Annotated in this window: 22 protein-coding genes and 1 CRISPR repeat array; of the genes, 8 read left to right on the top strand and 14 right to left on the bottom strand. The window is 69.1% G+C overall.

Annotated elements, in window-relative coordinates:
• Positions 1 to 58 precede the first annotated feature (58 nt).
• Positions 59 to 1285, bottom strand: a complete 1227-nt coding sequence (locus AC0VYM_RS21720; RefSeq protein WP_475455022.1) for a dihydroorotase — start codon at positions 1283 to 1285, stop codon at positions 59 to 61.
• A gap of 379 nt (positions 1286 to 1664) precedes the next feature.
• On the opposite strand from AC0VYM_RS21720, the gene AC0VYM_RS21715 reads away from it, so the two are divergent.
• The gene (locus AC0VYM_RS21715; RefSeq protein WP_475455020.1) at positions 1665 to 3827 is read left to right on the top strand and encodes a bifunctional copper resistance protein CopD/cytochrome c oxidase assembly protein; all 2163 of its coding nucleotides are present in this window, start codon (positions 1665 to 1667) and stop codon (positions 3825 to 3827) included.
• A 283-nt stretch (positions 3828 to 4110) separates the two neighbouring features.
• Positions 4111 to 4933: a CRISPR direct-repeat array (repeat unit 29 nt; unit sequence CTGCTCCCCGCGCACGCGGGGATGGACCC).
• 110 nt (positions 4934 to 5043) lie between these two features.
• A complete protein-coding gene (locus tag AC0VYM_RS21710; protein WP_475455018.1) occupies positions 5044 to 5730 on the top strand; it encodes a hypothetical protein in 687 nt (228 codons plus the stop codon).
• A 123-nt stretch (positions 5731 to 5853) separates the two neighbouring features.
• Here the strand turns inward: AC0VYM_RS21710 and AC0VYM_RS21705 are convergent, their stop codons facing one another.
• The 5 genes from AC0VYM_RS21705 to AC0VYM_RS21685 form a co-directional block, all read right to left on the bottom strand.
• Positions 5854 to 6138, bottom strand: coding sequence for a hypothetical protein (locus AC0VYM_RS21705; RefSeq protein WP_475455016.1), 285 nt, complete (start codon positions 6136 to 6138; stop codon positions 5854 to 5856).
• Positions 6139 to 6317: 179 nt separating this feature from the next.
• Positions 6318 to 6875 carry an ATP-binding protein gene (locus tag AC0VYM_RS21700; RefSeq protein ID WP_475455014.1) on the bottom strand — a complete coding sequence of 186 codons (558 nt, stop codon included), beginning with the start codon at positions 6873 to 6875 and terminating at the stop codon, positions 6318 to 6320.
• 199 nt (positions 6876 to 7074) lie between these two features.
• Positions 7075 to 7332 (bottom strand): hypothetical protein, encoded by a 258-nt coding sequence (locus AC0VYM_RS21695; RefSeq protein ID WP_475455012.1) that lies wholly within the window; start codon positions 7330 to 7332, stop codon positions 7075 to 7077.
• Positions 7332 to 7916: an ATP-binding protein gene (locus tag AC0VYM_RS21690; RefSeq protein WP_475455010.1), complete on the bottom strand. Its 585-nt coding sequence runs from the start codon at positions 7914 to 7916 to the stop codon at positions 7332 to 7334. Before AC0VYM_RS21690 ends, AC0VYM_RS21695 begins: the two co-directional genes overlap by 1 nt.
• Before the next feature lie 357 nt (positions 7917 to 8273).
• The gene (locus AC0VYM_RS21685; RefSeq protein ID WP_475455008.1) at positions 8274 to 8597 is read right to left on the bottom strand and encodes an ATP-binding protein; all 324 of its coding nucleotides are present in this window, start codon (positions 8595 to 8597) and stop codon (positions 8274 to 8276) included.
• 392 nt (positions 8598 to 8989) lie between these two features.
• Here AC0VYM_RS21685 and AC0VYM_RS21680 point away from each other — a divergent pair, with 392 nt between their 5' ends.
• The 5 genes from AC0VYM_RS21680 to AC0VYM_RS21660 all read left to right on the top strand — a co-directional run bounded on the left by AC0VYM_RS21680 (position 8990) and on the right by AC0VYM_RS21660 (position 10950).
• Entirely contained in the window at positions 8990 to 9802 is an 813-nt protein-coding gene (locus tag AC0VYM_RS21680) for a helix-turn-helix domain-containing protein (RefSeq protein ID WP_475455006.1), read from the top strand.
• On the top strand, positions 9684 to 9980 hold the full coding sequence (locus AC0VYM_RS21675) for a DUF397 domain-containing protein (protein ID WP_475455004.1): 297 nt from the start codon (positions 9684 to 9686) through the stop codon (positions 9978 to 9980). The genes AC0VYM_RS21680 and AC0VYM_RS21675 overlap by 119 nt, the downstream gene beginning before the upstream one ends.
• A gap of 88 nt (positions 9981 to 10068) precedes the next feature.
• On the top strand, positions 10069 to 10245 hold the full coding sequence (locus tag AC0VYM_RS21670) for a DUF397 domain-containing protein (RefSeq protein ID WP_475455002.1): 177 nt from the start codon (positions 10069 to 10071) through the stop codon (positions 10243 to 10245).
• 204 nt (positions 10246 to 10449) lie between these two features.
• Positions 10450 to 10725, top strand: coding sequence for a DUF397 domain-containing protein (locus AC0VYM_RS21665; RefSeq protein ID WP_475455000.1), 276 nt, complete (start codon positions 10450 to 10452; stop codon positions 10723 to 10725).
• 57 nt (positions 10726 to 10782) lie between these two features.
• A complete protein-coding gene (locus AC0VYM_RS21660; RefSeq protein WP_475454998.1) occupies positions 10783 to 10950 on the top strand; it encodes a DUF397 domain-containing protein in 168 nt (55 codons plus the stop codon).
• A 222-nt stretch (positions 10951 to 11172) separates the two neighbouring features.
• Here the strand turns inward: AC0VYM_RS21660 and AC0VYM_RS21655 are convergent, their stop codons facing one another.
• Complete coding sequence (locus AC0VYM_RS21655) at positions 11173 to 11784, bottom strand: TetR/AcrR family transcriptional regulator (RefSeq protein WP_475454996.1); 612 nt, start codon at positions 11782 to 11784, stop codon at positions 11173 to 11175.
• A 302-nt stretch (positions 11785 to 12086) separates the two neighbouring features.
• Here AC0VYM_RS21655 and AC0VYM_RS21650 point away from each other — a divergent pair, with 302 nt between their 5' ends.
• A complete protein-coding gene (locus AC0VYM_RS21650; RefSeq protein WP_475454994.1) occupies positions 12087 to 12956 on the top strand; it encodes an alpha/beta hydrolase in 870 nt (289 codons plus the stop codon).
• A gap of 135 nt (positions 12957 to 13091) precedes the next feature.
• Here the strand turns inward: AC0VYM_RS21650 and AC0VYM_RS21645 are convergent, their stop codons facing one another.
• The 7 genes from AC0VYM_RS21645 to AC0VYM_RS21615 all read right to left on the bottom strand — a co-directional run bounded on the left by AC0VYM_RS21645 (position 13092) and on the right by AC0VYM_RS21615 (position 20727).
• The gene (locus tag AC0VYM_RS21645) at positions 13092 to 13625 is read right to left on the bottom strand and encodes a class IV adenylate cyclase (RefSeq protein ID WP_475454992.1); all 534 of its coding nucleotides are present in this window, start codon (positions 13623 to 13625) and stop codon (positions 13092 to 13094) included.
• Positions 13626 to 13973: 348 nt separating this feature from the next.
• A complete protein-coding gene (locus AC0VYM_RS21640; protein ID WP_475454990.1) occupies positions 13974 to 14471 on the bottom strand; it encodes a DUF3558 family protein in 498 nt (165 codons plus the stop codon).
• A gap of 95 nt (positions 14472 to 14566) precedes the next feature.
• Positions 14567 to 14995 carry a hypothetical protein gene (locus AC0VYM_RS21635; protein ID WP_475454988.1) on the bottom strand — a complete coding sequence of 143 codons (429 nt, stop codon included), beginning with the start codon at positions 14993 to 14995 and terminating at the stop codon, positions 14567 to 14569.
• A 39-nt stretch (positions 14996 to 15034) separates the two neighbouring features.
• Positions 15035 to 18031: an AAA family ATPase gene (locus tag AC0VYM_RS21630; RefSeq protein WP_475454986.1), complete on the bottom strand. Its 2997-nt coding sequence runs from the start codon at positions 18029 to 18031 to the stop codon at positions 15035 to 15037.
• Complete coding sequence (locus tag AC0VYM_RS21625) at positions 18032 to 19189, bottom strand: exonuclease SbcCD subunit D (protein ID WP_475454984.1); 1158 nt, start codon at positions 19187 to 19189, stop codon at positions 18032 to 18034. It lies immediately after the preceding gene.
• 73 nt (positions 19190 to 19262) lie between these two features.
• Entirely contained in the window at positions 19263 to 19922 is a 660-nt protein-coding gene (locus AC0VYM_RS21620; protein ID WP_475454982.1) for an O-methyltransferase, read from the bottom strand.
• A 91-nt stretch (positions 19923 to 20013) separates the two neighbouring features.
• Complete coding sequence (locus AC0VYM_RS21615; protein ID WP_475454980.1) at positions 20014 to 20727, bottom strand: metal-dependent hydrolase; 714 nt, start codon at positions 20725 to 20727, stop codon at positions 20014 to 20016.
• Positions 20728 to 20797: the final 70 nt, after the last annotated feature.

Here is a 20797-nt window from a genome sequence, read left to right as displayed (position 1 = left end):
AGCCATCCGTTGCCATGTTGACAGGCTGTAAGCCGGATGTGTGTGGTGTGACACGGGTCTAGTGCTGATGTACTCCGGAGCGGGTCGGTCGCCCCGCCACCCACGTCCTGCGCACCCTCCCGGTGAGGCGCATCCCGGCGTAGGGGCTCGGGTCGGTCCGCGGCACCGCGAGGGTCGTCTGGTCGTCGAAGGCCACCAGGTCGGCCTCGTACCCCTCCTGGACCCGGCCCCGGCCGCCCAGCCCCAGCAGCTCCGCCGGGGCCGACGCGGTCCACCGGGCCAGGTCGGTCAGGGAACGGCCGCGTCTGCGGGCCGCCGTCCAGAGCGCGGACAGGCTCCACTCCAGGGTGAACAGCCCGATGGCGGGCAGGTGGCCCGAGCCGACGGTGCGGATCGGGGAGTCGGGTTCCAACAGGGAGCTCCACAGCGCCTTGCGGTTGGCGTCCGACCGCAACGGGGGACGGCAGGCGTGCGCGGGGGACTCCGGGCCGGGGAACTCCGAGGGAAGGCACAGGTAGTGCGGGCAGGTGTGCGCGGTCAGGCCGACCCCCACCGCGCCCGCGGCGGCCAGCAGGGCCGCGCACTCGGCCGCGGTGAAGGGGGCCACGTGGGTGCGCGCGCCCACCACGCGCGCCGCCGCGATCACCCGTTCCAGACCCCGCCGCTCCGCCCGGGGCGGACGCTGCTCCGCCGACACCGGCGGGGTGCCGAGTTCGTGGGCGTCCTCGGCGTGCATGACCAACAGACCGTTGAGGGTGGCGATCTCCGCCATGGCCTTGCGCAGCTGCGCGTCGCCCAGGGCGGCCATGTCCGGTGCGCCGCCGTCCGACAGCGACCCCTGGAAGGCCACCACCCCGCCCGCGTGCAGGTCCGCCAGATCCAACGGGCCGGTCCCCTGGGTGACCCCGCCCAGGAAGAGCACCGACACGTCGGCCCCCGCCGCCGCCCGCTGGTGCACCTGGAGGGAGTCGGCGCAGGTGATCGCGGGGCGCGCCGGAGCGGGGGAGACCACCACACAGGTGACGCCGCCGCGCAGGGCGGCGTCACTCACCCTCCGGTAGGAGTCGGGCAGTTCCTCCCCGGGGGCGTGCACCCCGGTGCCGAGGTCGATCGCGCCGGGCAACAGGGCGGTGCGGCCGAGCTCGACCACCTCGCGCGCCGACATCCTGGCCGAGTAGGGGCGGACCGCCTCGATACGGCCGTCCCGAATCCCCACACTGGCCGACCTGATCCCCTCGGGGACCACCGTCCGCATGGAACGGATGACTCTGTCGAACTCGGGCATCGCCCTCCCCCTTCGTACGCTTCTCTGCGTTCGTGGAACTGAGTGGCCGTGGAGGGGGCACGGCGACGAGGGGCGACGGGCACGAGGGGGCGGTCCGCGACCTCCTGTAGGGAGAACGAGCGTATCGCGAAGGCCCTCCGTCGAAGGGGGAAACGTCACTTCTGGTCCCCGTGGACACGCGCGGCGAAAGGGATTTCCGGCACAAGGGGGGTGGGCGAGCGGACCCAAGTCCGACACTGTGTAGTAAACGGACTAACCTTGGTCGAGGTGTCCCCCTCCGCGCCAGGTCCCCGCCGGAGTCCGACGGACGGCAGTGCGGTGGCCATCGCGGCCGAGGGCGCTGACCTGCAAGATGACCAACTCGACGACGGAGTGGCGCGTGGCTCCTCCCGCCCAGAACGACACATCCCCCAAGGAACTACAGGACCAGGCCCCCGGCACCGAGAACGCCCCCGTCTACGCCCTGATCGCCGTGCTGGTGTGCACGGTGGCCCTGGGCGCCACCCTCATCCTGGGCGGCGCGGTCTTCGCGCAGATCATCCCCGGCATGGAGCGGTTCGACTCCGGCGAGGTGGTCCGCTGGGGCATGCCCATCGCCAAGACGGTCATGGACACGGCCGCGGTGCTGACCATCGGCCTCATGCTCATGGCGGTCGTCCTGCTCGGCTCGGCGAAGGGCCAGCTGTCCGCCCAGGCCGTCGGCTACGTGCGCGCCGGCACCTGGACCGCCCTGGCGTGGGTTCTCGGGGCCGTGGGCACGCTCTACTTCCAGACCGCCGAGTTCCTCGGCAGGCGCGCGGGCCAGGTGACCATCGACGAGGTCAGCTCGTTCGCCGGGTCGGTGGGCTCGGGCGTCTCCCTGATGTTCGTCATCCTCATCACCACCGGCATCGCGCTGTTCGGGCGCACCATCACCACGGCCACCGGCGGCCTCTGGCTGCTGGTCGCGTCCCTGGCGGCGGTCACCCCGCCCGCGCTCACAGGCCACGCGGCCTCCTCGGGGGCGCACGAGCTCGCCGTCACCGGTCTGGCGCTGCACCTGATCTCGATCTGCGCCTGGGTCGGCGGGCTGGTCGTGGTCACGTACCACGCCATGCGCAGGGACGCCCAGGAACCGGCCGTCGCCGCCCACCGGTTCAGCCGGATGGCCCTGTGGGCCTACGTCGGGGTGGCGATCAGCGGTGCCGCGAGCGCCATGGCCCGCCTGTACTCCCTGGACGACCTGTTCGGCACCGACTACGGCCGGATCATCCTCGTCAAGATCGCGTTGTTCGTCGTGCTGGGCTTCCTCGGGAACGCCCACCGCACCCGGGTGCTGACCCGGATCGACGCCGCTCCCGGAGGGAAGGCGGGCTACTCGTTCCGCCGCCGGAGCTTCCTGCGCCTGGCCGGGGCGGAGGTCATGATCATGGCCGCCGTCATCGGTGTGTCCGTGGGTCTGGGCCGTACGCCTCCGCCGTCACCGCCGGTCGAGACCACCATCGACCCGGCCGCGGCGATCCTCGGCTTCGCCATCCCGCCCGCGATGAGCCTGGAGAACGTCCTCACCCTGTGGCGTCCGGACCTGTTCTTCATCATGTTCGTCGTGGTTGCCGGGTTCCTGTACCTCGGAGGCGTGCGACGCCTGGTCAAGCGCGGTGACAAGTGGCCCGTCGGCCGCACCGCCGCCTTCCTCCTGGGGTTGCTGACCATCGTCGCGGTGCAGCTCAGCGGGTTCGCGACCTACGCGATGATCATGTTCTCCATGCACATGATCCAGCACATGGTGCTGGCCATGGTCACCCCGATCCTCCTGGTGCTGGGGGCACCGGTCACCCTGGCGCTGCGCGCGCTGCGGCCCGCCGAGACCCGAGGCGACCGGGGGCCGCGTGAGTGGCTCAACGCGTTCCTGAACAGCCGCTTCTCCCAGATCGTGACGCATCCGGCCGTCGCTGGGCCGATCTTCGTGTTCAGCCCGTACGCGCTGTACTTCACCCCGCTGTTCCCGACCCTGATGAACGACCACCTCGGTCACCTGTTCATGGGCGTGCACTTCCTGGTCTCGGGCTTCCTCTTCTACTGGGTGATCGTCGGTATCGACCCGGCGCCCAGGAGGGTCCCGTTCCTGCTGCGCATCCTGCTCCTCCTCGTGGCGATGGGCTTCCACGCCTTCTTCGGCATCGCGATCATGGAGCAGGCCACCCCGATGGCCATGCAGTACTACGGGCAGTTCGACATCCCGTGGATGACCGACCAGGCCGCCGACCAGTACGCGGGCGGAGGCATCGCCTGGGCGCTGGGCGAGATCCCCACGGTCATGGTGATGCTGGCGCTGGTGGTGCAGTGGTCGCGTGACGACGAGCGCCAGGAGCGCCGCCGTGAGCGGCACAGCCGTCGCGGTGGTTCCGACGATGCTGACATGGACGACTACAACGCCTACCTGGCCGATCTCGACCGCCGCTCCCGCGCGGCGGCGGGTGGGGCTTCTGCGGGTGGGGGCGGTAAGGAGGTCCCCGCTGGTGAGGCAGCTGGTGAGGCGCCGGAAAGCACCGCCAAGGACTGATCAGCCGCAGGTGGAGCAGTAGGTGGAAAGGGGGCGTGCCCGACTGGGTACGTCCCCGTTCGTTCGGTCAACGGCCCCCGGTCCCAGCCGGTCATTCGGTATAGGAGACACGTTGTCCTGCTCGCTGCTTGTGAAGGTGCCGATTGCGGAACGGAGTAGTCGTGAGTGCCGGATGGGTGGTAGAAGAGCGGGGGAGCTCGTGAGTGGCGTGGGTGGAATGTCTGTTTCTCAACAACTTGCAGATTTGAGGACTTGCGGCTGACAAACGCGCAGGTCAAAGAGACTGCTCCCCGCGCACGCGGGGATGGACCCGCGCCCGTGTGCTCGGGCATCTCGACCGAGGCGCTGCTCCCCGCGCACGCGGGGATGGACCCGTGACGTCCCAGCCCCTGGCCCCGGCCTGCTCCTGCTCCCCGCGCACGCGGGGATGGACCCGACTACTACGCGCGCCTTCCGGCCGCGGCCCGCTGCTCCCCGCGCACGCGGGGATGGACCCGCGATTCTTCACGCGGGGCCCTATCACGTCGGCTGCTCCCCGCGCACGCGGGGATGGACCCGACGCCGGTCTCGGCGCGGGTTCCGATGGATCCTGCTCCCCGCGCACGCGGGGATGGACCCACGGCGCTCGCCCAGTAGTTCCTCGGCCGGACCTGCTCCCCGCGCACGCGGGGATGGACCCACCCACACGCGCCGCCTGCTCTCCTCTGCGGGCTGCTCCCCGCGCACGCGGGGATGGACCCATCCATGAGCGTCTGACGCTCACTACAGCCCCCTGCTCCCCGCGCACGCGGGGATGGACCCACCCACACGCGCCGCCTGCTCTCCTCTGCGGGCTGCTCCCCGCGCACGCGGGGATGGACCCGGTCAGCGGCCCTCTGGGCCTGCGACAAGAAACTGCTCCCTGCGCACGCGGGGATGGACCCCCAGCGCGAGCTGAGGCACGGCCCCCCATGGACTGCTCCCCGCGCACGTGGGGATGGACCCAGGTCCGGGCCCTGATCGAGCACGGGCTCCTCCTGCTCCCCGCCCACGCGGGGATGGACCCCATATCGGGAGCTCCAGCGGACGTGATCAACGCTGCTCCCCGCGCATGCGGGGATGGATCGGTGGTCAGGCCGACCGGTGTCCTGATCCGGCCACTGCTGTCGTCCTTCGGGTGAGGCAGAGGGGGTAGGGAGCAGACCACCGTCACATCGCAGAGGTCCCCATGCCGTTGATGCTGCTGATCGTGGCCGGATGTGCCCTCGCGTGCGCCTGGCCGCTGTGGATCCTGGTCGACTTCTACAACAAGATGATCAGTTCCTCCGAGGAGGAACTCCTGAAGGATCGCAACGACGTACTCGCGCTTGTGGCGGCGGCCGCCGCTGGTGGCAATGTGTCCATGGCCCTGCTCGTTTTCGCGCTCGGGCAGCCGGAGAGTGCGGGCGCGAAGGTCCTCCTGGTGCTGCTGACCGTGCAGGCGCTGGTCTGCGCCGCTTGTGTCTGGTGGACCGATGACTTGGACCAAGCTCGCCACTGGAGTCGCATCCGTGAGCTCCTGACGATCGCCAAGTGGACCGCCATCGCATCCGTGTTCCTGGCCTTGGTCGGAGCCATCGCCCATCCAGACGCTCAGGAGACGGTCGATGGCGTGGTCGACACGGTCGGCACGATTTTCGAGGGTCTGCTGATCCTGGGGGCCATAGTCGTGGCGATCATCGTGGGGGTTGGGTTCGGGGTTCTCATGAGCTGGGAGGACCCGGACACTCCTAAGCGTCCCAAGGGGATGAGTAAACAGGTGTGGAACCGGCAGCAGCGGCAGTGGCGTGAGTACAAGCGCAAACACGGCATCGACCGCAGCGGCGGGGCGGGCTACAGCGGTGACGGGGGTGATGGGGGCGATGGAGGTGGCGGTGGGGACTGAGCTCTGCCAGCAAGCTGACCTGGAGACCATCCGCTCTTCCTCTTGGCCCGTTCCTGTTGCTCCCCGCCCCGTGGGGATCGGGCCGGGCGACGGCCTCGTCGCCCGGCCCGTTTCCTCACCGGGTCAGGCCAGGATGCCGATGGCGTGGGTCAGGTTCCGCCCCACGGCCTCCAGGGTGGTGAGTCCCAGGAAGAGCGTGGAGCTGATGGCGGTGGCGGGCCATCCCCACCACCGGCGGGGTGCGCGGTGGCGCCCCCGGGGAAGGACGGGTTCCGATTCGGCCCGAGTGGCGGAAACGGCTTCCCGGGCCTCCCTGGCCCTCTGTTCACGCTGATGGCGAGCCACGAGCATCCAGTGCGGCACCGGGCCGTGTTCGAGCATGTGGGCCACCCGGGGGTTGCCCTGCATCTGGCGCAGTAGGCGTGCGTACCTGTCCTGGGGCGCCTCGACCCGCGGGGGCATCGGAGGCGCAGGTGATTCCGGTGGATTCGGGACGGCCCGCAGGGGACGGGCGGCGGTGTGAGGGAAACGGTGGCCTCGGGGAGCGGTCAGGACCGACCGCACGCCGGGGTCGAGTTCGTGACCGGTCACAGGGCACCCCCACCAGCGCAGGCACCGCCGCAGTTCAGCACGGGGAGGGTGAACTCGGCCCAGATGACGGTGCCCAGACCCGCGCAGAACGGGAAGTCCAGCACCGGCCGGAACCCCCACCGCGTGGCGAGATGGCCGAGCAGGAGGAGGCCCCGGCCGCGTTCGGCCTGATCCCACTCCTTCCGGGTACGCCTGCGCGGGACCTTCGGGGAGGAGTCCGAGGCAGCGTCGGTGCGGGTGCCGTCGTCGATGACCGAGATCCGGACGGTTCCCGGGCGAGGCGTGTCCAGGGTGCGAACCACCCTCCCCTCAGGGTCCTGCCCGGAACGGGAGTGGGCGCAGGCGTTGGCGAACATCTCGCTCACGCACAACACCATGCTCTCCCTCGCTTCGACCGGCAGGGTGGGCAGGCAGGCGAGGTCGGTGTCCAGGTCGGCGCGGACCTGGCGGGCCTGGGAGAGCTGACCCGGGTAGACGCGGCTCTGCCATCGGTGCTCGTTGTCGAACGGGCTGATCGTGCGGTCCGGGGCATGGGTGTGCGGCACAATGGCCATGTCGGCAATCTGCTTTCTCTGAAGTGATGGTTCGTTGTCGGCCTGCTCTGGGGGTGTTGTCGCACCCGCCAGAGCTTTTTCATGAGGTGACTTCAGTCAGTGACTCGAAGTCGGGGGTCGCTCGCGAGAACCCAGGTGGCGGCGGGGCACATGGATCTCGTGGGGAGCCGTGCCCTCCAGGGTCTCCGGAGCGGGCTCGTCACGCGTGCGGGATCGCTCCCGGCACTGGGTGACCGGTAGGGGTCGGGTGGTCGTGGACGGCCTGGTCGACCAACCCCATTGCTCGTTCCGCGTCTCCTTCCTCACGGACGATCCGTAGTGCTTCGCGGATGAGGGGGAGACGGTCCTTCAGGGTCTGGGACTGCCACTCAGCGAGCAGGGCCGGGGGCAGGTGGGCGGGGGCGGTCAGGGCGTCCTCGGCCACGGCCAGCAGGTCCCGGGTGTCGATGTCCAGCATCAGCGATCCGCCTCGTCCACGTCGGTGTAGATCCGGTTCCAGGGGTTGTGGGTGAGGTCGTAGGAGAGGTGGAACCAGACCTGTCGGAACCTGGGGTTGCCGTTGTCTCCCCACTGGTCCGCCAACGCGTTCACCAGTCCCAGGCCGATGCCCTGGCCGTTGCCCGGACCCGACTCAGGGTCGAGCGTGGCCAGGTCAGTCGCGGTGAACGGGCCTGGTTCAAGGGGGCTCCGGGTGCCCTGGTCCTGGCAGGTCAGTGTCATCCCGGTCGCGCCCCGGTCGACGGTGAGCGTGTAGGTGCTGCCGTGTTCACTCGACAGGGAGTGGGTGAGGGAGTTGTTGGCCAGTTCCGAGCCGAGCAGGGTGAACAGGAACCGGAAGTCGGTGGAGCGTTCGGCGGCGCTGGTGTCCAGGAATGCCCGGACCAGGGGCATGAGGCCGGGGAGTCCAGCGAAGGCGTACTTGCGCTTGCGGAAGGGCGGGCCCTCGGCGCGGGAGAAGTAGTGGGCGTGGAAGGGCTTGATGAAGCTCGCCAGGGGGACCGTCGCCTCGCGGTGGGCCAGATCGGGGGAGAACACGCTCACGCGGCCACCGCCAACCGCCGGTTTCCGGCGAGGACGACCCGCCGGATCCCCTGGGGAGCGGTGTCGATCGGCCTCCTCGGGAAGGGGATCACGGGTTCCCGAGATGCCTGAGGGGTGCTGTGTCGGATGTGGTCGTGAGTGTTCGTGGTGAAGGAGTGCACCTGGGTGCACGGATCTGCGGATGCTCGGGTGCGCCGCTCTGGTCGGGGCGACAAGAGGTCAGCATTCATGTTCGACCGGCTCTCCTGAAGGTTGTCGTGGGTTGATGGCGTGAGCTGAGGGCACGGGGCTTCGCGCCGGGTGTTCGGGCTTCGGTTCTGTTTCAGGGGGTGCTGCGAGGTAGAGGTGGCTCGTGTGTCAGCTGAGGTCGAGGACGGCCTCGACGGTGGTCTGCTGGATGCGGTGGCCGTCCCAGGTCCAGGAGGGGGTCCAGGACAGGGCGAGGTGGTTGAGGACTGCCAGGCCAGACGTGCTTGAGCCGTGGTGCAGCTGTGGGAACTGGAGGGAGTCCGGGTTCCGTGGCCCCTGGTCAGTGACGTAGAGGTGGGGGAGGAGCAGGCGGGTCTGGTCCAGGACGACGCGGACGGTTCCGCCGGGCAGGCCCGATCGGGAGTGCTGGTGTGCGTTGTTCACGAGAATGCGCGCGATGCGGGCCAGCCGGGTGCCCTGGACCGGCAGCATGTTCCGGCACCAGGAGGAGAGAGCTCGGTACTCACGGCATGGTCCGAGCAGGATGCCGTGGCGGGCGGGTTCGGAGAACAGGAGCGCACGGGGATATCGCCCGAAATGGACGATTGGAGCCCTGGGGTAATTCTGGATAGATCGCATATGTCTCACCTCGGGGGCTTCGGGGTGGGGCTCTAACTCCGGGTGGCCACTCTTGGCTTGGGCCGCCGGGGGTTTTGGGATTTCTGGACACCGATTGGCGTCTCGAACCCACCATGAAAGATCGAACACGCTCTGCGCTAGGGACATCACTGAGCGGTCACGATTACGTGAAGTGAGTGGATCTTGGTGAAGACTTCACGCAGAATTGGTGCACCGGGTAGACCTCACGGTGAATCAGGAGTCCAATGTCTCGCTCCCTCAAGCCCGAACTGGTAGAGCTTGGAAGTGTGCTAAAGAAGGTCCGCGCTAATGCCGACGTCAAGCAGAAGGACCTGGCCAGCGCCCTGAACGTCGTCCCCTCCACGCTTTCCTCGTGGGAGAAGGGAACGCGGGCTATGACCGAAACGATGGCTCGAAATATCGACCAAGCTCTTGAAAGCCCGGGTGTAGTGCACCGTGCGTGGAAGGGGGCACACGAAGCAGCAGGCGTTCCCTCGTGGTATCCAGAGGTAGAGCAGCTGGAACGGATGATGACTGAGCTTCGTGAGTACCAGAGCCAGATGATCCCGGGCCTGATCCAGACTGAGGACTATGCGCGTGCCGCGAACCGCGACACGTCTCCAGGTGTCAGTGCAGCGGAGCTGGCGGAGATGGTCAAGGCTCGCATGAGGCGACAGGTGATTCTGGGGAACAACCCGCCTCTGATCTACATGGTTCTTGAAGCAACTGCTGTGACCAGGGTGATTGGGGGCCGCCGAATCCTCTCCGAACAGCTCGCTCGTGTGCTGATGCTGATGGAGAAACGGGTAGTACGACTACAGGTGGTACCACCCAACCCGGGGACTCACCCGGGAGCAGCCGGGCCGTTCCGCGTATATTCCTTCTCGGATAAACCAATGGTGGCATCGGCTGAGTACCAGCAAGGTGAGTATCAGATGGATGACAGCCGCAAGGTCCAGGCCTGTCTGGCAGTGTTCAGCGCTGTCCAGGCTGAGGCCCTGTCCCCGGGGCAGTCCGCAGAGTTCATCAGGAAGGTCAAGGAAGAGCTTGATGAGTAGTACAGAGCAACCGCAGCGTGAGTGGTACAAGAGCAGCTACAGCGCGGCCAACGGGAGTTGTGTTGAGGTGGCGAACGGGAGAACCGTTCTCGTGCGGGACACCGAGAACCGGCCACTGGGGCATCTCGACACCCCATCGGCAGAGTGGACGGCCTTCCTGAAGGCCGCGATCTCCTAGCTGGGCACATAGGCCGGACCTCGCCAGGGTCCGCCCTTCCAGTGTCAGTGTCGGGACCATGGCTGGGAGAGATATGAGGCAGCATCACATGATGACTGATCAGTGGCACAAGTCGAGCTACAGCGACGGTGGCGGCGGCAACTGCGTAGAGGCTCGTGCCAGCGAGCAGGGCGCTGCGGTGCGCGACACCCAGAACCGCAACCTGGGTCACCTGGAGGCGCCTGCTCCTGAGTGGAAGGCGTTCGTGGAGGCTGTGCGCCTCTGAGGCGAAGTGAACCGGACCTCGCCAGGGATATTGGCGAGGTCCGGTTCGTGTTGTGCCTGTTCAGGCTACCTGTAGAGGAAGTGCAACTCCAGGACCAAAGGGCCTGAAAGTATCGTGCACAACAATCACCCCATCTACCTCATCGCCACGGTGCTCAATGGCCTAAGAACTCGCTCTTCCGCAAGTACCTGAAAGGGTGAGATTGTGGTCAAGGCGATCGAGAAGTCGCTGCTGGTCTACTGGGATCCGGGGAGCTCGCTCCCTGGATGCAACGCTGAACTTGATGAGGACGAAAGCGGAGGAATTCCGATGACGGGCTGGCGCAAGTCGACTTACAGCTCAGGTTCCCAGAACTGCGTAGAAGCCCGGGAGCACCAGGGTGGAGCTGCCGTGCGTGACACACAGAACATGGAACTCGGCCACCTCACCTTTGGTGCCGATGAGTGGTCTGCGCTCCTCGACACGGTGAGCGCCAACTAGAGCCCGCTCTCCGGCCACAACGCTAGACCTGCTGAGGAAGAAGGAGGAGGAATTCCGATGGTCGAGTGGCAAAAGTCGAGCTACAGCGCCAACGGTGCCAACTGCGTGGAGGCCCGTGCCACCGAGGAGGGTGCAGCGGTGCGCGACACACAGAACCGCAACCTGTGTCATCTCGAAGCGTCCGCTGCTGAGTGGAAGGCGTTCGTGGCGGCCGTACGTCTCTGATCGAAGTGACCTGGCCCAACCGACAGTGAGCAGTCGGGGTGGTGCCGATCCTGTGGGGCAGCCAGCACTCTGCGGCGTCAGTGATCGTAGGTACGTGACATCACCGGTCCACTGCTACCGGGCGGGCGGAGGACGGCGATCTGAGCCGAAGCGCGAGGTCACTCCGCACCTGTTCCGGACGCCCGTGAACGGCCCTGTTCGCCGGTTCGAGCTCAGGGCAACCTACTGGCCGGTCGGCGCCTGACTCACGGCGGCCGACGGCGTGTGGCCCTTTCCGTCAAACGCCGCTAGCGAACTGATGAAGCGCTCGGCCGCAGCGTCAACCTCGGAGGTCGGGCTCAGCAGCCTTTGCAGCAGCAGCCCTCGCAGGCATGCGGTCGCGATGATGCTCTGCTGCCTGGCATCGGTCTCCGTGGCTCCGTCGCGCAGCGCCGCCGCCTCCAGAAGACGCTCCAGGTGGTCGATGTCGACGACGAGCTCCTGGAAGGCTTCCCGCTCGTAGACCGCGAGCCCGACCAGGTGGAAGAAAGCGTGGGTCCGGTCCTCGTGCGCGGGGTCCGAGTAGAAGCTCCACACGGCTCGGCACAGGGCCACGAACCCGAGTTCGTCGCCGGTCGCGGCAATGACCAGGTTGTCGCGGCGGCGCGCCTCCAACAACACCGCACGCAGCAACCCCGGCCGCGACCCGAAGTGGTACGTCAGCAACGTGTGGTGCACACCGAGCCGTTCCGCCACCTGCCGCATCGACAAGTTCGGGCTGGGGCCGTTCTGGCCGAACTCGTCGAACAGCGCGTCCAGAAGACGCTGCTTCCCTTCCCCCACCGGCGCTCTCACGTTGCCTCCGTTGACAGTTTCACCACTGTTGAGTACGTTATCGCACATCCAATTCACCACTGTTGAGTTCGGCGGCACGGGGGCCCGCGACGGACGTCCGGAGACCGGCACGGGTGTCGTTCACCGGCGTCGACTCCGGGACCCTCGGTCCAGGCGAGACGGACGGCAGGATCCACGTCGGGACGCGGGCCGACAGGGCAGCCCGACGACAGGACCCGCCTCCACGGCCCCAGGGTGTTCGCTGAGCCAGACCTGGCCGCCCTCGTCATCAAGGGCGGCCGCATCATCAAGGGGGAGACTCGATGAGCGAGTTGTTGCACGGCTGCTTGCAGGACACGGAGTACCTGGAGGTCACCGCGAAGTCAGGACGCCGCTACGCCGTCTGGGTGACCACACCCCCCGGCTACGCGGACTCCACGGAACCCCTGCCGCTCATCTACGTGCTGGACGGCAACTGGACCGTCGGCCTGACCGCGCCCCTCATCGTCACCCAGTCGGACCCGTATCTGACCATCGCCCCGTACATCCAGGTCAGCATCGGGTACGCGGGTGAGGAGGCCGCGAACTGGGCGCAGATTCGCAACCGCGACCTCGTGCCGCCCGGGGAACCCGCCGGAGACGCCATGCTGGCCACCCTTGAGTCAGCTCGCGAGTCGGGTGCGATGACCCAGGAGGAGGTGGACGCCTACCTCGCCGAGCTCGCGGAATGCCGCGCCGACCTCTTCCTCGACTTCCTGACCGACGAACTCCACCCTCACCTGCGGTCGAAGCTGCGGGTCAGTGAGTCCGGGCACGGCCTCTTCGGATACTCCTACGGAGGTCTCTTCGCCCTCTACGCGTGGCTGCGCGACACGGGGCTCTTCACGAGCGTCGGTGCGGGCAGCCCGGGTGTGGCCAGCGCGGACAGCCAGATCTTCGCCCTCGTGGACGCCCTGCCGGAACTCGGTGAGGACGCGTCCGCTCCACGGCTGCACGTCACGCTGAACGAAGCCGAACTGCTGGGGGATGTTCCGTTCTACCGAGGGATGGCCCGTCACGTTCTCACGGCGTTGGAACAGCTGCACGCCAAGGGACGTTCGGAGCAGCTGTCGAAGGCGCTGTTGCAGGGGACGCACGTCACCGGGTTGCAACCGTCGTTCCTCAGCTATCTGAAGACCTCCCACAGCCGCTGATCGTCCGGGCCGCACGCGCACGCCCTCACGAGCGGGCCCAACGGCATTGTGCGGGCGGGCGTCAGGTGGGGGCTGGCGATCCGTTTTTCGTCCGGCGAGCACGGGAGGCTGATGTGTCCCGTACGGCAGATGAGATCAGGAGGTGGGGCGCACGAGGATGTCGTAGGTGTCGGTCGTGCGCTCCAGATTCACCCCGAGGTTGCGGGCCCAGACGTCGAGGTCTTCCTGGGCGGCCCGGCCGTCCCGGTCGTCATCGACCAGGATCTCCAGTTCCAGGAACACCCCGGCCTTCTCCACCTCGTCGACGCAGACGGAGACCTGCCCCGCGGTTCCGACACGGCGGGTCTTGGCGATGCGCACGCTGGGCACGTAGCCCAAGCTCATGAGAACGCCGTGCATCGCCTCTCGGTCACCGACGGTCGTCTCGTGCTCGATGCACTCCATGGCAGTGGCCATGGGCGTCTTGGTCGTGACGACGTGCTCTCCGTCCTGGGTGCGAAGCCGAGCGAACGTGAATCCCAGCTTGCCCTGTGAGGGGTCCCAGCCCTGGGGAGCGTACGCCAGGTCGTCCTGGTGAACGGGGTCGCTCACCCTCACACCGGCCTCCTTGAGCGCCACCAGTAGCGCCTCTAGGTCCCGTACCCGGTACTTCGTCTCGATCTCGCGCATCGGTGGGCCCCCGGTTTCACGCTGTCGTCGCTGCTCCCCGGAGGCTACCGACGTCTCGCCTCACACGGGGTGCATTCACGAATCCCATGTGTTCAGGCGAGGAGGTTCGCTCTCGGCTCGCTTCGCTCGACTAAAGCACCGGACAGGTGAAACCCAGAATCACCGGTCCATCCCCGCGTGCGCGGGGCTTACGTCAATGGCTACCGGGATCAGGGACGCGACCCAGGTCCATCCCCGCGTGCGCGGGGCTTACAGTTCACGACCTGCGGAAACGTGGGCCGTTATCTCCGCTTGACCTTTGCATTAATCCACCCCTGGGCCAAGGATGACAGATAGCGGGGCGCGGCATCAGGTGTCCTGGGTGTTGGTGATCGCGGTGCGGGCCACCTCAACCGCCACCTCGCACGCCGCGTCGGCGCTGACCTGCACGTAGAACGAGTGCTCATCGGAAACAGCCACGGTGAGGTTGCAGGATTCCGGGAACTCCGTGGTTACGCCCGGATAGCCCTCCACGCTGACGAACTCCTGGTCGTCGGCTTCAGAGAACGCAGCGGCAACGGTGTCCTCGACGGCGTCCTTCTTCTCATGAACCTCCACGCGGAGGTCCACGCTGGCATCAACCCGGTTCGTGTAGAAGCAGTTCGCGTCGGACTGGGGGCTGCCCTCGCCCTCCTGGTCCAGGATGCCGAGTTCGACGGCGGCGGCATCGGGGAGCAAAACACAGGGGTGCGTGTGGGTGGGGTCCAGCGCGGCCACCTCGAACTGCCGGATGGAGTCGCGCTCCTCCAGCTCCACCGCGCATCCACTGAGCAGAAGCGCCGCCACCACGGCGACCCGTGCACGCATACGCCGCTCCGTTCGCAGGGTGCCGGGACCCGGTGGGGCCCCGGCACGAAGCTACAGAGCGGCGTCTCGGAAGTGGCGCGTGTGGCCGGAAACGGTCAGACGACGAAGGCGGTCACGCCCGTGACCAGCAGACCCACGCCCAGGCAGATCACCAGCCCGCCGAGCAGCACCGAGGCCGACGGGCGCAGGTCACCCAGACCGGTGCGCCCGCTGACCATGGCCTGACGGCGCGCCAGGACGGGCAGGAGGGCGACGTTGACCGCGTACATCACGGCGGCCACCACGCTCGCGGAGGCGAAGCCCACCCAGAAACCACCGCCGCCGGACATCACGTTGAACGCGGCCAGCGACGGAAGCATCACCAGCAGCAGCACCGATGCGGCACCGAAGGCGGTGAGCAACCGGGGCGAGGACCCGCGCGCGCTCCCTGAGACCACGAGGAGAAGACCGATCAGGGCCGCCACCATGATGGCGCCCCCGATTCCGAACACGGCGATGTTGACCAGCGAATTCACGCTGGTCATTGTCGCACCGACCGGCAGCGGCCCCAACCCGGGGTGGGCTCAGCCGTGGTGCTCCAGTCTGGACCCGCCAGCGGCCTTCACGACACGGAGACGGGTCGTGACGCGTTGGCGGAGGTCCGCGACGTGGCTCACCACCCCGACGGCACGCCCGCCGTCACGAAGCCGGTCCAACACGTCCAGGACCTCCTCCAGGGTGTCCTCGTCCAGGGTCCCGAAGCCTTCATCCACGAAGAGGGTGTCGATCTCCGTCCCACCCGCCTCGGCGGTGGCCACGTCACCCAGGCCCAAGGCCAGGGCGAGGGAACTGAAGAAGGTCTCCCCGCCGGAGAGCGTCGCCGGGTCTCGCTCCACCCCCGTCCAGGCGTCCACCACACGCATACCCAGACCCCCGGCGGAACGGGCCCTGCCGTCGCCCGCCGCCTTGTCCACCGTGTAGCGCAGCTCGTAGCGGCCGTCCGACATGGTCAGCAACCGGTGGTTGGCCGCCTCCACCACCTGTTCCAGGCGGGCCGCCAGTACGTAGGCGGACAGCCGGACGCTGTCGGTGTTGTCCGGCGAGGTACCCGCCGCCAGGGTGCTCAGCCCCTGAGCCACCGCGTAGCGGCGCAGGACGGGCTCCGAACCGGACAGCTGTCCATCGAGTTCCGCCCGCAGGGTCGCCAGGCGGCGGGCCCGGTCGGAGAGCATCCCCTGCCAGGCCACCGCCCGGTCCGCGGCCCGGTCGGCGGTCTGCGCGGCCGACTCCAGGGCCGTGGGGTCCGGTGCCGGGGCGAGCTCGGCGGCGGCCAGCTCCGGGTCGGCCAGCCGGGCCTCGACCGCCGCCCACTGGTCGTCGAAGTCGCGCGCCCGGGACCTGAGGTCCGCGCGTCCGCGCTCGTCCAGGGCCGCCGCCACCACCTGGGCCTCGTCCTCGAAGCCCACCTCGGCCAGGGACCGCCCGGCCTCGGTGACGGCGGTGCGCAGCTCCTCGGCGGCCCGGCCACGCAGCTCGACGGCGTCGGCCGCGTCGCGCAGCACCTCGGCCTCGCCGCGCAGGCGGGCGATCCGCTCGGCCAGTCCGGCGTCCTCACCGCGTGCCCGGTCCAGCAACGCGGTCAACCGCTCGTGTTCTCTGGCGCCCTCCTCGCGGCGGGCGGCCAGTTCGCTCTCCTCGCGCACCAGCTCGCCCTCGCGCTGGCGGGCCCGCTCCAGGTCCGCCGTGGCCTGGGCCAGCTCCTCCTCCAGCCGGTGCAGCTCACGGGCGGCGGCGCGGGCGTCGGCCAGTTCCCGTTTGCGGGCGGTCACCTCCTCGGCGGCGGCCTCCACGGTGCGGCCCTCGGCCCGCTCGGCGGCGGCCGTGTGCCGCTCCCGCAGCGCCACCAGGGTGTTCTCCGCCTCGGTGCGCCGGGCGGCGGCGGTGTCCGCGGTCTGCTGGGCGGCCCGCTCCTCCTCGGCCGAGACCAGTCCCCGCGCGCTCGGTTCGGCGGGGGAGGGGTGCTCGGTGGACCCGCACACCGTGCAGGGCGTGCCGTCGGCCAGGTCGGCGGCGAGCTCGGCGGCCATGTGCGCGATCCGCCGCTCGCGCAGGTCCTGGGACCGGTCGCGGGCGGCCTGGGCGGTGTCCACCGCGCGCCGCCGCTCCTCCTCGGCCCGCTCCACCGCGTCACCCAGGCGCCGGTGCTCCTCGGCGGCCGTGCGGCGCCGTTCGGCCAGGTCGAGGGCGGCCTTCGCGGGGTCGGTGAGCCCGGACTGCTCCTGGGCCCGGCGCAGCTCCTCGGTGATCGTCCCGACCCGGGCGGGCAGCGCCGTCACCCGTTCGCGGGCCCGGACCGCCTCGGTGCGCACGGCGGCGATCCGCCGGTCGAGCCCGGCCAGGTCGCGCTGGAGGGAACGGCGGCGTTCGGCGTCCCCGCGCAGGTGGTCCAGGCGGGCGAGCTCGTCGTGGCGGGACCTCTCGGCGGCTCGCAGCGTGGCGGGAAGACCGGTGCTGAGGTCCGCGAGTTCGGCGGCGTCGACGTCCGTGATCCCGCTGACCAGGGCCAGGCGGTCGGTGACGGCCAGCTCGGCCTTGTCCAGTTCGGTGCGGCGGTGGTCGCGGGCGCGCAGCGACGGCAGCACCGCGTCGGCCCGCTCGGCGGCGGCCAGGCGAGTGTCGATCCCGGTCCGCCACTCGCGCCGTTCGGCCAGGTGGGCGCGGTGCTCCCGGGCGCCGGCCAGCCTTTCCTTGCGGGAGAGCAGCTCGCGACCGGCGACCAGGGCCTCCCTGGCCTCGTCCCGGGCCCGCGTGAATCCGGCGGTGACCGCCTCCGCGTCGCGGGCGGTGGCGGCCTGTACCGAGGCCAACTCGGCGGCCCAGGCGGTGAGCTCCTCCGGGTCCTGCGGGGCGGCGGACCCACCGACCTCCGCGATCCTTCCGGAGACCGCCCGCACCCGCTCGTCGGCGGCGCGCACCTCGCGCTCCAGCTTCCGGGCGTGCCCACCGAACCACTCCTCCACGTCCCGGAACACCCGGGTGTTGAAGATGCGCTCCAGGGACTTGCGCCGGTCGTCGGACTTGGCCCGCAGGAACCGGGCGAAGTCGCCCTGGGGCAGCATGACGATCTGGCAGAACTGGGTGATGGTGAGCCCGACCAGGTCGCCCACGAACTGCCCGGCCTCGTCCGGGCGGGTGGTCACGCCCTCCCAGCGGTCGCCCCGCCAGTCGAGGACGCGCACCTTCTGGTTCTCCGTGACGGTGCCGCTTCCGCGCTTCTTGGGCCGCTCCCACCGCGGGTTGCGCTCGATCCGCACGCGGCGACCCCGGACGGTGAACTCCAGAGTGACCTCCGGCCGGACCCCGGGCGCCGCGTGGTCGCTCCTGGGGGAGCGGTCCTTGCCGCGCGCACCGGGCACGTCGCCGTAGAGCGCGAAGCAGACCGCGTCCAGCACGGAGGTCTTGCCCGCGCCCGTGGGCCCGTGGATCAGGAACAGCCCGCCTCCGCCGAGCCGGTCGAAGTCGACCGTCTCGGTTCCGGCGAAGGGCCCGAAGGCGGTCATGGTGAGGGTGTGCAGCCGCATCTAGAGAGTCCCTTCCTGGACGCGGACCTCTTCGACCGCGCGGTCCACCAGCGCGCGTTCCTCCGGGGTCGCGGCACTGCCCCGGGCCCACTCGACGAAGTCCGCGACCACCTCGCGTTCGGGCCGGTCCGCGACGGCGACGGTGACCGGCCGCCGCTCCGCGTCCCCGTCGTCGGGGTCGAACTCCAGCATCAGGGTGTGCGGGAAGCGCTCTCGGAGCCGGTCCATGGGCTGGGCGGGGCGCCGGGGGTCGGTGAGGGTGACGTGGAGCCAGTGCCCGGTGTGGCGCTCCCACCGGTCATCGGTGAGCAGGTCGTCGAGGCGGCCCCTGACACGGGAGAGCGGCCGGGGGACCGGGGCGTCGGCGAACTCCGCCCCGGCGAAGCCGTCCGCGTCCAGGTCCACCAACCAGAACCCCTTGCGGTGGTGCTCCTCGGAGAAGGAGTAGGCCAGCGGACTGCCCGGGTAGCGCACCGACGGCGTGATGGTCTGGCGGCCGTGCAGGTGGCCCAGGGCCACGTAGTCCACACCGTCGTAGACCGAGGCGGGCACGTGCGAGGCGCCGCCCACGGAGATGTCGCGCTCGCTGTCGGAGGGCTCCCCGCCGGTGACGAAGGCGTGCGAGAGCACCACGGAGCGGGTGCCCGGACGCTGGGCGAGATCGGCCCTGACCAGGTCCATCGCGTGGCCGATCGCCGCAGGGTGACCGCGTCCGGGCAGGTCCCAGTGGTGGCGGGCGATCTCCGGCTCCAGGTAGGGGATGCCGTAGAAGGCCACCGGGCCGTGCTCGTCCTCGATCACCACGGGGGTGCCGATCCCGTCCAGGGAACTGCGCAGGTGTACCCCGGAGGCGTCGATCAGGTCGGTGGCGAAGGACATCCGCGCCATGGAGTCGTGGTTGCCGCTGATCAGCACCGCTCTGGCCCCGGTCTCCCGGATGCGGCCGAGGGCGCGGTCGAACAGGCGCACGGCGTCGACCGGCGGCAGGGCGCGGTCGTAGAGGTCACCGGCGACCACCACGACGTCGATCCGTTCCGCGTGGATGGTGTCGACGAGGTGGTCGAGGAAGGCGGCCTGGGCGTCGACGAGGTTCTCCCGGTGGAAGGAGCGACCCAGGTGCCAGTCCGAAGTGTGCAGCAGGCGCATGGAACTGGACATTACCCAAGATCACTCCCTCCCCGCCGGGAGAACCGTGTGGCCTGTGGACAACTCCGGCGGGGGAGCGGAGGGCTCAGAGCCTGCGGGCCAGCGTCAGGCCGTCTCCGATGGGGAGCAGGACCTGTTCGACGCGGTCGTCCGCGACGAGCCTGTCGTTGAAGTCACGGATGCCCTGGACGTGCGCGGCGGTCTGCTCGGGGTCCACCACCCGCCCGTGGGACAGGGTGTTGTCGGCCAACAGCAGCCCGCCGGGGCGCATGCGGGGGACCAGTTCCTCCCAGTAGTCCACGTAGCCGGTCTTGTCCGCGTCCAGGAAGGCCAGGTCGAACTGGGGTTCCCTCGGCAGTTCCCGCAGAGAGTCCAGCGCCGGACCGATCCGCAGGGTGATCTTCCGCGCGACCCCGGCCCGCTCCCAGTACCTTCTGGCCACCGACGTCCACTCCTCGCTGATGTCCAGCGCGAGCAGGGTGCCGTCCTCGGGCAGGCCCCGGGCGAAGCAGATAGAGGAGTACCCGGTGAAGGTGCCGATCTCCACCGCGTTCCGCGCCCCCGACAGCCGGGTGAGGAGGGTGGAGAAGACGCCCTGTTCGGGGCCGATCTGCATCCCCTGGGACTCGGGGAACAGCTCGGCGGTCTCCGCGGCCAGGTCCGACAGGACCGGGTCCACCGGCTGGCTGTGGGCGACGACGTAGGCGTGCAGTTCGGGGCTGATGCCCTCTGTGGTTCGAGTCACGCCCGCAACCCTAGAAGGCTCCGCCGCTCCGGCCAAGCGTCCCGCCCGCGTGCGAGCGCGGCGGGTGTCGGCCCGCCCGCGGCGGCCGCGACTAATGGTCGGGGAGCAGGGTGGGCCAGTCGAACAGGTACACCGAGCCGATGATGACGCCGATGGTGAGCAGCGGGGTGACCACCTTCTGCTCCACCGGGCCGTTGGTGACGAAGCCCTGGCCCTGGCCGATGCGCTTCTTCCAGAACGGCCAGAAGATCGGCACGCCCATCTTGGTGATCATGTCCCCGAAGAAGTGCAGGACGATGCCGAAGGCCACCGCCAGACCCAGCCACGTGTAGTTCACACCCACCGAGAACAGGGTGAGGGTGATCGCCGCCGTTCCCAACGCGTTGATGATCCCCGAGGCCGTCCGGTTCTTGTCCATGCCGAATCCCAGCCCCTGGAGAGCGATTCCGACCAGCAGGAACACGAAGATCTGCACGGCCAGTTCCGACCACAGGGCCAGTGCCTGGACCAGGACACCCATGAGGACCGCGAAGAAGAACGAGTGGGTGCCCATCCGGTGCCCGCCGAAGGCCCAGTTGAGGATGTCACTCAGGATCTCGGTGGCCTTGCCGTAGGTCTTGGTCACCGTCGCGCTCTTGTGGTCCACGTCCGGCAGCAGGGCCGCACCCGCGCACACCAGGGATCCGGCGATGATCTCACCGGGGCCCAGGTCGAAACTGAGTCCAAGGAATTCCGTGCCCTGGACCAGCGGTACGACCGCCATCCAGCCGACCACGCCACTGAGTGCGTGCGAGTGCCCCATCATGGCGGGAACCGTAGCGGAGTCTGCCAATCGCCGCGAATCAGAGACCGGTTTCGGACAGGGAACAAAAGCC

Source organism: Nocardiopsis sp. iso_237 (genome assembly GCF_056173345.1).
The sequence above is the reverse complement of the archived record's forward strand: the minus strand, read 5'-3'. Positions and strand labels throughout refer to the sequence as shown.